Raw genomic sequence first — 10,766 nt, forward strand, 5'->3', positions numbered from 1 at the left:
CTCAATTTGCTTGTTTAGCAAAGCTTGAAGCTATTGGTGATGGGGACGATAGTATTGCTCAACTCGCTGCTCAACCTCTTCTCTTGAAGGCGGAGTTCGATAATCGCTGTGTTGAACGCAGTCTTTTCAGCAACAACCGATTGCCAAAAGTTACCCAAGAACGGTTCCTGGAGCGATCGATTGAGGTCAACCACGTAACGGCTATAAACACCGCTACAAAAGGCTTGCAAGACGGTAATTCCTAAATAAGGCATTTGGTATCACCCAGTTTTACACAGACGGTTGGGGAGCCTATGAACAGCATCTTGAACCCGTGTCTTATACCGTTGGTAAAGCCAATACTCAAACCATTGAGCGCAAACATCTGACCTTACGCACAAGAATCAAGCGACTGGCTCGCAAAACCATTTGCTTTTCCAAGTCAAGCTGGTTGCATGATGTGGTCATCGGACTATTCATCAATCATTATAAATTTGGCTTACCTATTTAGTATCGATCCACAGGTCTAGAACATTACCAGGCAGACGTTGGATGAGTCATAGATGCAAATCTTACCGAGGATTAAGTGAACGTTCGTTTACGGTTCTGTCGCAAAAATAGGAACTGAAAGTATCATCGGAGAGCAAATTTTTCTTTGGTTTGAACCTAATGGCAGCTTCTGGGGTTTGAGTATCATCCGACGCTGTTGGCGAATGTGCTACACGCAATCTGGCTGAGGTGCTACTCAAACCCCATGTACTAATCAGTCTCTAACGTATTTGACACAAAGATCCTGAACGGCGTATACAGGGGGTAGTCTACACGTAGCTTCAATACAGGAAAAAGGCGGGATGGATTGAGTCAAGCCAAGGCAACCTTGAGAAAAAGTCGACCCTGTCTTTACTCCCGCACGAACTCTCGACACCGTCTTAAGCATTGTTTTTGTGATCGCTACGGGAACACCAAACAGAGGGATATAGCCTTACGTAATTTTTTGTATGGCTACGCAATGAACGTCACCACCGCAAGCGGACGGTGGATTACTTCGCTACGCTTCACACGCTTTGCGGCTCGACTCCGCTCGACAGCGCCCATTCGGACGGCTGTACCACGTGCGCCCCAAAGGGCAGGGAATCTACCCGTAGCGATAGAAGCGTTTACAGCTCTTTCAAAAGGTAACTTATCAAGAAGTATCCCTCAAGTTTGCGGGGATTCTATTGTCTTAGTGGTGCGTGCCCTAAACACAATGAGATCGCCAATAACGTCTGACCGCTTCAGCTTGAGGGCTTCACTCACCCGGCAAGAGGTGTAATAACAAATGGTAGATAGAAATGGAGTGTTATCAATATTTTTTGGGTGTTTGCGTACGCTGTGCCTATCTAAATGGACTAATCGATCCCAAAACCTGCCGCACTCCCGACTTGATATAGCTTTTTTCAGAAAATTCCGAAGTTTATAGATTCCCTGAAAACTGAATTAAACTTATTTTTAATGAAACAGCAATTTTGTGAAGGAGCATCAATGGCTCCTTCACAAAAATCTGTTTTCTCCCTCAAAATTAAGGCAGTAAAAGTTCGGAACTTTTTAAGTTAATTACCAACTGATTCCAAATTGTTTTTGGAAAGTCTTTGATTAAGCGAGAAAACTTTGGTAGAGAATCATCACTCAAAATCGATGATTTCTTACGGAAATTCACTGGCTCTAAGTTGTTTAAGTGAGCATTATCTTGAAAATAAAAAGCGTAGGAACAGTCTTCATACACTTCATACAGAACAATGCTAACAATGCCTTGGAACGATTTGCCAGCAACTAGTCTAGAGGTATTTCAGAAAGTCAAAACTTTCTTAAAACTTACGCTCTGAAGCTGAAAGGAAACCTTAGAACACTTGTTCTATACTGTATCAAGAACACTGAAATTAAATTTTTATGATTGAAACTCCTTCTAATCTTCTCGATGTCTTCACATTGTATTTGAAAACTAAAGAGACAAAATCAGGAAAAAAGTTAGTTAGTAATTTAAGAACAATCTTTAGAAAATACTTGCTGACTAGCCTTCCTGGCTATACTTTTAACGAATCTGACCTGAGTGGTAAAAACCTTGAGTGTTGCTTGAGCAAAATTCCTATATCTTCATTTATTGAAGCAGATCCTATTGCAATATTTGGCCAACTTTCAAAAGAGGCAATTAGCAATAATACTATCGGAAAAGAGGTTGTTAGAACTACCTACAATCCTACGATCACAAACTTTATCAAATGGATGCAGAATCAAGATTGGCACACCCTATTTGAGAATGTTCGTCATTGTAACTATGCACCTAAGGTAGTTCCAAAAGTTACCTTAGGGCAGGCCAGAAAAGGGTACCGAAGTCATAAAGCGAATCCCTACAGTTTAAGAGAAGATCAACTAACTTCAAAGTTAATTCAACAGATTGAAGATTTGCGCGAATTTTGCACTGCTAAGGAGGTGATATCTCGGCAGAATAAACCCATGCGTACGATCTCTTTTGAGGATAATATTCGTCGCTCTATCCTATTCTTTCTAGGCTGGCTTCACAAATTTGAAGAGTGGCAACTAGAGGAGTTAGATATAGAGTTAATGCTTACTGATGGAAAAGAGTCTCCAACAGAAAACCTCCTGTTACTGAAAGAGTTTGTCTCGTGGGGAATTAATACACGTGGCAACGGTTATGGATGGGGCATGATGATTTTAAAGGCTCCACTAAGTATTGCGAAGTGGAAGTACGCTAGCGAGTCTAAACGCTCCATGTACCGGGATATTGATTTGATTGAGAGATACGCCTTTACATGATGGGGCTATCTCATAAATATGACGACAGCAAGCCGTCAGCAAGGATTAAGAAACAGGATAAGGAAATGACCTTTGAACAGTGTGTAGAGGTAGTCCGCTTTCTGCGAAAATGTTGTGCACCCTACGCAAACAATCATTGTCGCAGATCAGATATGGCAGTAATGCGATCGTGGCAGCGATATTTAATCATTGCTATTTTAACGTACTGTCTACTCAGGCAGAGAGAGATCCGTGAACTTGAGCTTGGAAGAACACTCTTCAGAGAGGATGGCTATCGAATTATTTTAGGACCAGAGGACAATAAAACTGGTGATGACCGAGATTTTCGTCTAGTCGATCTATTACCGTCAGAGGTAATCAATGATTTGAATCATTGGCTTGATCACTGGAGAGCTAACTTCATTAGTTTTGCACGCCAAGCAGTGAAAACATTGGACACGTGGATAAATTTTCTTGGGTATGACAGAGGGGAAACGGAAAAGCAAATCAAGGATTTGTCTTTAGAGATCCAGACTAAACAAAATTCTCTGGGGGAGATTGATATTAAAAAGGCACAGAGGAAGTTACAAAGTCTACAAGCAGTGGTGAACTCCTGGCATAATGCACCATCGGTTCTCCAAAAAGAATATGTCTTTCTAATTTTTGGAGGGACAACTGGCAAAGCTTCTAAGTGTCACCCATTATCTAGAGAAAATTTCAGAGATTTAGTTGTTTCTGCGGTCTACAATGCAACCTCTGCGTTAATTGAGTTGGAACATCCCTTGTTCAAAGGATTAGACCCTAAACATACCAATCCACACTTTTATCGCAATATTGGTATCACTCATGAGCGGCGGCATGGCGATCCGTCAAAACGGGAAGCGTTTCATAAAGTAATTGGCAACTCCCCTGCTGAAGGAGATAAAACCTACAATGAAATGCATCCACAGGAGAAGACAGTCAAGGCAACAGGGTGGTGGAAACCTTTTAATGATGGAAGTGATACTATTTCTCAGATCCAAATGTTGTTGGAGCAGCTTCCACCGGAAGAACGTTTACAGCGGATTGCAGTCAGATAGAGGACAATGAAGGATTACAACGTTGGGTCAAAAATGAAGCCGTATTCCATAGACTTTCGAGAGAAGATTGTAAGTGCTATGGAGAAGGGTGATAGCTCGATCCGAAAAGTTGCTGACAGCAAAGCGGGCAGCAAGAGTTGCGTCGAGAGATGGATGATTCAGAAGCGCACAGAAGGTCACGTCGTTCCCCTTTCATCATGTAGGGTTGATTCATTCTAGCCAGAGGGAAAGTCCAGCATGGGCAATAACTGATTCAAGTCATTGCTGAAGCGGTCGATGGCAGCCGTAATCGAGTGATGCCCTGCTCGACGAAATAAGGTAATTACTAGATTGCGAATGAACGCCATCAAGGTAGCAGCAGGTTTCGCTGCAATCGAGCTTTGGTCTTCGCCGAGCACGACATCTTTGACCCAATGCAGCGGATTCTCAATCCCCCAATGCGACCGAATGCGGGCTTGCAAGGCATCTGCCTGCTGCGACCAACTGGTGATGTAGTATCGACGCTCATAGTACGGTTCTCCCTGGCGCTTGCCCAGGCGGATCACCTCCACTCCTTGTTGAGCACCGCTCCAAAGGTGCTTCAGACTATCTGGCAAGGGAAAAACCGCAGCAATTCGGGTCGTTTGACGGTCCCGCGTCTGTTCGGCATCAAGATGAATACTGAACACCGTATCCCTCTGAGCCAGGTCTTGTAATTGCTGATAAAGCGTTTTCTGATTCGCTTTCACACTAATCACGTAATCATTTCCTTGGCTGTGAATTAATTCCACGGGTTTTTTTGAGTGTGCAATGCGTCCAAACTCACCGTTACCCCAGATAACTGCAAATGTTCCAGCAGTTCATAGACCGCCTTAATCTCGCTCTGATGCTGATTTTCAAAGACGGCTTGTCCCACCACCAGTCCCTGTTCTAACTGAAACACTGACACGACATTGACAAAGTTTTGCTGTGCCGTGTCAGTGTCGGTGAGCGTGTTCTTTAAGCTTTTGCCATCCACTGCACAGTTGTTTCCAGCTTTAACCAATCCGGCACTCTGCGCCCATTGGTTAAAGGCGGTTGCGACTGCATTAAAGTCAATCTCCATCAACAAGCGTCGAATGGTGGAATAACTCGGTAACTGCGCTCGGCGCAAGCCTAAGCGCTCTGCCAGATGCTCCTGGTGGCGGAGCATGAAGCGCGATAAACCCCGATACCCTCGGTAGCCACTCATCGTGCCCAGAATGATTAACAGCAGAAACACCCACAGGGGATAGCGCTGTCCAGCACCGCGACGATGGTCTGGAATCGTTTGCAGAGCTTCTATCAAGGTCATGGTCGGATGGGAGGGACGCGAATTAATTGCTGCCTCTGTTAGCTTGAATTTTCTTCCCCTAGAATGAATCAGCCCTACATAAGCAGGGTGGTTCGGTGAGTCCTGTGATGGAGCACAAAGACCAGTTAGTGGCGATCTTCGAGAACCAGCGCGATGCGACCTTAGCGGAATATTGTGAGCTACTCTTTGATGAGACTGGGCTATGGGTTAGCCAAAGTACTATGTGCCGAACCTTTCAGAGACTCAATTTACCGCGCAAAAAAAAACGCTCCGCTCCAGCCAAGCCACCAGCGAACGAGTCCAACTCCTGAGACAGGAGTACTGGGCACAGGTGACGAGTATAGAACTCAAAGATTTAGTGTTTCTCGATGAGATGGGTGTTCTACTGGGACTCATGCGAACCCATGCCCGTGCTGCACCTGGGGAACGAGCGTATGACTTCAAACCTTTTTATCGGGGCAAGAAGGTGAGTGTCATGGGCGCGATTACCGTCTCAAAGGTGCTGGCTGTGATGACGATAGATCAGTCGATGGACGCGGTTGTCTTTGAGGTGTACGTCTCAAAGTGTCTTGTGCCTCAACTGTGGAAAGGGGCTGTCGTGGTCATGGATAACCTGCCTGCTCACAAGGTAAAAGCCATTGCACCTTTAATTGAGGCGGTTGGAGCGAAGGTTCTGTATCTGTCTCCTTACTCTCCCGAATTTAATCCGATTGAGCATTGGTGGTCACAGTTAAAGGCTTTCCTAAGACAGTTCTCGCCGACAACCTCGAAAAGGGTAGATACCCTCATTGCCACAGCGATGGATTTGATAGATCCTCAACATTTGCACAACTGGTTTGCACACTGCTGTTACTGTCCCTCTTAACACTGCAATCCGCCGTAAGATTGAGAGATTTACTTTGATTTTCTATTCAAAGATCAATGGTATAAACCTGACTGCCTGACACAATCTTAGTCAATGAAAGTCAAATCAAGGCTTTCAGGTGAGGGAACGAATTCGAGTAAACCAAACCTAGTCATAAAAATCTCGTTCAGCCCGCTTCAAGACAAAACAGGGTTGTGGGTCTTTGGAGAGCAATGCAATCGGGCGCAGGAGTTGCCGCCCTTTATGGACAACACCCACTCCGCTGAGTTTAACTCCGCTGCTATAACTGAGCCAAGCCTCAATTCACGTTTGCGATTGAGTTGAGCAGAGCGACATACAACCTAACCATTGAAGGAGAAATACACAAAATGACCGCGAACCTATGGACCGCTGAGCAAATGGATCATTTGTTTGAAACGGGATTTTTGACCCATCGAGACCGCGCCTTTTTTGGCATCTTGCGTTACCTGGGTGCTCGACAGCGTACAGTGATTCGATTGACGGTTCAAGACGTGAATCTGATTGGGGGTTTGATTATATGCAGCGGTGATTTTTCAAAGACAGGTGAAACGCACTATTGTACGATTCCAGAGCCGCTCCAACGGTTATTAGAGTGCTACCATCCGCAGATAGAAGCGTTATTTCCAGATTGGATAGAGGGTGGGTCGCGCTCCCACTTACAAATTAGCAGGATCTTGCAGGAAGCTTGTCTACGAGCCGATTTACCCTATGTTGGGGTTCATTATTTTAGACGCTGGCTATATCAGAATCTATTACAAAATGCCCAGGCTGGTGAGTCGGGGCAATAAATTCGCGTATCGACCACTGATTCGGGTTGATGGAGCTTTTAGATGTAGAATCTCAAGCAGTTAGCGATCACAGAGATCTATCAGGCTATTGAAATTCATGTATCTTCTAATCAACTACCGAGTTGGTGAACTAGTAATAGGGGGATGACATCGTTCCTGAACATTAAGTGACACATCGGCTGAAACCTTTATTAGGCAGTAGTTCCAGGAGACAATCTTTCAAGAAAATCATTGATCCGATGACGTTTGGGGGACGACAGGGGATACCAAAATCAATGGGATGAGGGCAATGGTCCACGTCCAAACTGTAGCGACCAAACCGATTAATGTGCTGCGTCCAATAAGGACTGAGCGCAGCGATAGTTTCGGGTTCAATGCAAACGAAACGAAGCAAGTTGGAAGGTCGCAGACAACCATTGATCAGTGCTACTGAAGATGGAAAAACCATACTACAGATGTGTTGGACTTTTTCTTACTACAGTTTACTACAGTTGTAGATCCTCATCTCCGAGGCCGTCTCATATAAAGATTCAACGTCTCAAAAGTCAGCAGGGCTAAAATCGAACTAACCCAATCCTTCACAGTCCGCTACAACGCCCTAAACTCGTGAGACTGTCGCCTCGGTTAGTCCGACCGGAAACGCGCGCTCAACCAAGATAGGGCAACGGTGACACCCCTGTCTCATCTTCTTGGCTAGTGTTCAGTCAATCAAGAAGTGACGAGTAGAAGGAGTAAGATTGAGTCAGTCCTTTCAACGGTGCTGGTATGGTTAAAAAGTACATCGTTAACTTAAACGAAACAGAACGGCAGTCTCTCGAACAACTGGTCACGACCGGCAAACGAGCTGCCTACACGATCAATCATGCGCGGATTCTTCTGAAAGCGGATTGCAATCAACCGAACGGGAGTTGGCGTGACCAGGACATCAAAGATGCCTTTGACATTAGTTTGCGAACGATTGAGCGGGTGCGGCAACGATTTGTCGAAGAAGGTCTGGAAGCTGCGCTTAAAAGCCGTCCGGGTGGAGGACGAAAAAGAAAGTTGGATGGGGAAAGTGAGGCACATTTGATCGCATTGCGATGTAGTGAGGCTCCCGAGGGAAAGGGGCGCTGGACGTTGCGATTATTGGCAGATCAAATGGTGGAACTGGGGTATGTCGAACAGTTGAGTCATGAAAGCGTGCGACAAGTGCTGAAAAAAACGAACTGCAACCCTGGCGGCAAGAGTGCTGGGTAATTCCACCGGAGCAAAACGCAGAGTTTGTCTGGCGAATGGAAGCAGTGCTGGACCTGTATCAAACAGCTTATAACCCCAACGTTCCAGTGGTTTGCATTGATGAGGCAACCAAGCAATTAGTCAAAGAAACCCTCGTTCCCATGCCAGCAGAGCGGGGACAACCGGAACGGGTCGATTATGAGTATGAACGCAACGGCACAGCGAACTTGTTTATGGTGAGTGAACCGATGGTGGGATGGCGGCGGGTGGAAGTGACAAAGCAACGCACAGCCCTCGATTATGCCCACTTGCTCAAAACCTTGGTCGATGTAGATTATGCCCAAGCCGACAAAGTGATCGTCATTGCCGATAATCTCAACACCCATTCACCCGCTTCACTTTACAAAGCCTTTGAGCCAACCGAAGCGCAGCGAATTTTGAGCCGCTTGGAGTTTTGTCATACTCCTAAGCATGGCAGTTGGTTAAACATGGCTGAAATTGAACTGAGTATTTTGAGTCGTCAATGTTTGGATCGTCGCATTCCTGATATGGATGTGCTCAAGCGGGAAGTTGCAGCTTGGCAGGACAACCGCAATCATGAGGAAACCTGGATTGACTGGCGCTTTGCGACGGCGGATGCCAGGGTGAAATTAAAGCGGCTTTACCCGTCTATTAATAATTGACTAAACACTAGTTGCTTGACCGGCAAGCACTCAACCACTCGCTTCCACAAGAGCTTGCACAGTGCTGAAATCAGCTTCATTGTCTGCCACTACTATTGCTCGATGCAGCGGTGGCTAGCCAAAGCAAGGGCAACGCGAAGACCATTTTTACAGACAGTCGATCAGCGATGTCTGCGACTGTGCATTCTGGAGGCACCTCTACGGAATGAACCATTAGCAGTTTTCGCCACCGCATGGCTAACGCTCGACGCTTGAAGTGGTAGAACTGGGCAATCGCTTGATGCCGTCGTCGCCATGAGGACCAATGCAACAGCTGTCGAGGACTCAATGGAGGCTGCCAAGCTAAGCGCCATAGCAAGTGACGCAGTTCAGCCACACTCAAGGGCACACGGCCCATGCCTGCGACGGCTGCACCGGAGGGCGGTACTGGGCAGCAGTCACCGTTGAAAGCCCTTTTTTAGCCGCCTGCGCTCGCGTCACCGTTAAGAAAGCGTGGGCCAGTAGCGCTAACGTCATATGGCGATACCAGCCATTCCATGAACGCACTTCATACTCATCCAGCCCGACTTCCCCTTTGGCACTCTCGAAACAAACCTCGATCGTCCAGCGCCGACCGGCAACCTGCACCATCGTCTGCAAAGACGTTCCAGGCGGCGCAAACACCAGATAATAAGCCCAGTCTTCTGGGTGTTCGATGCCCCGTCGGACGAGTGCCCAGTGCTGCCAATCGCACCCTTTGGGACTGTTAATCGGCATACAAGTCCAGTCAAAGTAGCGTTCTCCCTTCGTGCCCGTCCCACAACTGAGCCGGTGCCATTCTTCAGCGGGCCAACTCATGGCGAGTTCCTCGATGCGCATCGATAGGGCATCGCGCCCAACGTTCTCTTTTGACCAAGTGGTCAGGACATACGCTTGATGCCGTGCTTCTAACCATTGCCGCAAGCGGGCATCGCGCCCGTAGACTTCATCCCCAGTCACCCAACGGCCTGGCAGTCCCGCCGCAAACGCCCGTTCTAACAGGCGTTGTGCCAGCATCGGCTTGGTCGCAAAGGCGGCCTCTGGCGGAATGCCAGCTTGAGCACATCGCTCTGGCTCATCCAGCCAACGTTGCGGTAGATACAGTGTTCGATCAATCAACGTGTAGCCATCGGCGGCGGCATAGCCGAGAAAGACGCCGACCTGACAGTTTTCAATCCCATTGCCGGTGCCACTGTACTGCGGTTGCACCCCAGCTGAGTGGTCGCCTTTTTTGAGAAAGCCTGTTTCATCGAGCACAAACACCGCTTCTCGATCGCCCAACGCTTCATTCACATAGGCTTGCACGTCGTCTCTCACTAAATCGGCATTCCACTGGGCTCGACCGAGGAGATGTTGCATCCCATACGGTGTGGGCTTGCCCAGTTGTTCTGCGATTTGCCAGCTATTCTTCCGCTCAGCTGCACTGAGCAATCCTTGCACATACTCTTTCGCGCGCTCTCGCAGCTCTGCGCGTTTGAAGCGCGGGGCCAGCCGAATCATGAGGGCATCGAGGTCGCTGGCCCAAGTCTCAAGCTGTTTCAGATTTGACTCGACCTCGGCTTCACTGAGGTCGATTTGGGCAAGGGCGAGAGTCATCACGCATCACCTAGAACACTGGTTTGACGCTGATTCTAGGCGAAATACAATCATAAATTCAACATCTACAACTGTAGTAAAAAAAAGCCCACTCCATCTGTAGTGTGGGCTTTCCATCTTTAGTAGAACTTATCAATGGTTGTCTGCTACCTTCCAACTTACTTCGTTTCGTTTGCATTGAACCCGAAACCATCGCAGCGCTTAGTCCTTATTGGACGCAGCACATTAATCGGTTTGGTCGTTACAGTTTGGACATGGACCGTTGCCCTCCTCCCATTGATTTTGGCATCCCTGTCGTCTTCCAAAAGTCATCGGATCAATGATTTTCTTGAAAAATTGTCTCTTGGAAGTACTGCCTAATAAAGGTTTCAGCCGATGTGGTACTTAATTGCCAGGAACGGTGTCATACGTGCGATTCGT

Annotated in this window: 10 protein-coding genes and 1 pseudogene; 6 read left to right on the plus strand and 5 right to left on the minus strand. The window is 47.1% G+C overall.

Going from position 1 to position 10,766, the window contains the following annotated elements:
- Positions 1–14: 14 nt before the first annotated feature.
- Positions 15–254 carry a hypothetical protein gene (locus tag JOY44_RS22085; protein ID WP_197985667.1) on the minus strand — a complete coding sequence of 80 codons (240 nt, stop codon included), beginning with the start codon at positions 252–254 and terminating at the stop codon, positions 15–17.
- On the opposite strand from JOY44_RS22085, the pseudogene JOY44_RS22090 reads away from it, so the two are divergent.
- From JOY44_RS22090 to JOY44_RS22105, 3 genes and pseudogenes are all read left to right on the plus strand, one after another.
- A pseudogene (locus JOY44_RS22090) lies at positions 254–490 on the plus strand (IS1 family transposase); the annotation flags it as partial. The gene JOY44_RS22085 and the pseudogene JOY44_RS22090 overlap by 1 nt on opposite strands.
- Positions 491–1,905: 1,415 nt before the next feature.
- Entirely contained in the window at positions 1,906–2,790 is an 885-nt protein-coding gene (locus JOY44_RS22100) for a hypothetical protein (RefSeq protein ID WP_171575624.1), read from the plus strand.
- 152 nt (positions 2,791–2,942) lie between these two features.
- Positions 2,943–3,848 carry a hypothetical protein gene (locus tag JOY44_RS22105; RefSeq protein WP_203032087.1) on the plus strand — a complete coding sequence of 302 codons (906 nt, stop codon included), beginning with the start codon at positions 2,943–2,945 and terminating at the stop codon, positions 3,846–3,848.
- A 215-nt stretch (positions 3,849–4,063) separates the two neighbouring features.
- On the opposite strand, the gene JOY44_RS22110 is transcribed toward JOY44_RS22105, so the two are convergent.
- Complete coding sequence (locus tag JOY44_RS22110; protein WP_171574301.1) at positions 4,064–4,618, minus strand: ISAs1 family transposase; 555 nt, start codon at positions 4,616–4,618, stop codon at positions 4,064–4,066.
- The gene (locus JOY44_RS22115; protein WP_171574690.1) at positions 4,609–5,160 is read right to left on the minus strand and encodes an ISAs1 family transposase; all 552 of its coding nucleotides are present in this window, start codon (positions 5,158–5,160) and stop codon (positions 4,609–4,611) included. Before JOY44_RS22115 ends, JOY44_RS22110 begins: the two co-directional genes overlap by 10 nt.
- A 223-nt stretch (positions 5,161–5,383) precedes the next feature.
- Between JOY44_RS22115 and JOY44_RS22120 the strand changes: the two genes are divergently transcribed.
- The 3 genes from JOY44_RS22120 (at position 5,384) to JOY44_RS22130 (ending at position 8,732) form a co-directional block, all read left to right on the plus strand.
- Positions 5,384–6,025 (plus strand): IS630 family transposase, encoded by a 642-nt coding sequence (locus JOY44_RS22120; RefSeq protein ID WP_171571819.1) that lies wholly within the window; start codon positions 5,384–5,386, stop codon positions 6,023–6,025.
- A gap of 368 nt (positions 6,026–6,393) precedes the next feature.
- Positions 6,394–6,834, plus strand: coding sequence for a tyrosine-type recombinase/integrase (locus JOY44_RS22125; RefSeq protein WP_171575626.1), 441 nt, complete (start codon positions 6,394–6,396; stop codon positions 6,832–6,834).
- Positions 6,835–7,599: 765 nt separating this feature from the next.
- Positions 7,600–8,732, plus strand: a protein-coding gene (locus JOY44_RS22130; RefSeq protein WP_171573486.1) for an IS630 family transposase whose coding sequence is annotated in 2 segments (ribosomal slippage) — positions 7,600–8,029 and positions 8,029–8,732 — 1,134 coding nt in all. Because the reading frame shifts where the segments join, the coding sequence is not laid out codon by codon here.
- 76 nt (positions 8,733–8,808) lie between these two features.
- Here the strand turns inward: JOY44_RS22130 and JOY44_RS22135 are convergent.
- Both JOY44_RS22135 and JOY44_RS22140 read right to left on the minus strand, forming a co-directional pair.
- On the minus strand, positions 8,809–9,129 hold the full coding sequence (locus JOY44_RS22135) for a hypothetical protein (RefSeq protein WP_171571987.1): 321 nt from the start codon (positions 9,127–9,129) through the stop codon (positions 8,809–8,811).
- Positions 9,111–10,250 (minus strand): IS701 family transposase, encoded by a 1,140-nt coding sequence (locus tag JOY44_RS22140; protein ID WP_242541748.1) that lies wholly within the window; start codon positions 10,248–10,250, stop codon positions 9,111–9,113. Before JOY44_RS22140 ends, JOY44_RS22135 begins: the two co-directional genes overlap by 19 nt.
- Positions 10,251–10,766: the final 516 nt, after the last annotated feature.

It is taken from the genome of Leptolyngbya sp. Cla-17 (assembly GCF_016807185.1).
Classification (GTDB): Bacteria; Cyanobacteriota; Cyanobacteriia; order Leptolyngbyales; family Leptolyngbyaceae; genus ULC077BIN1.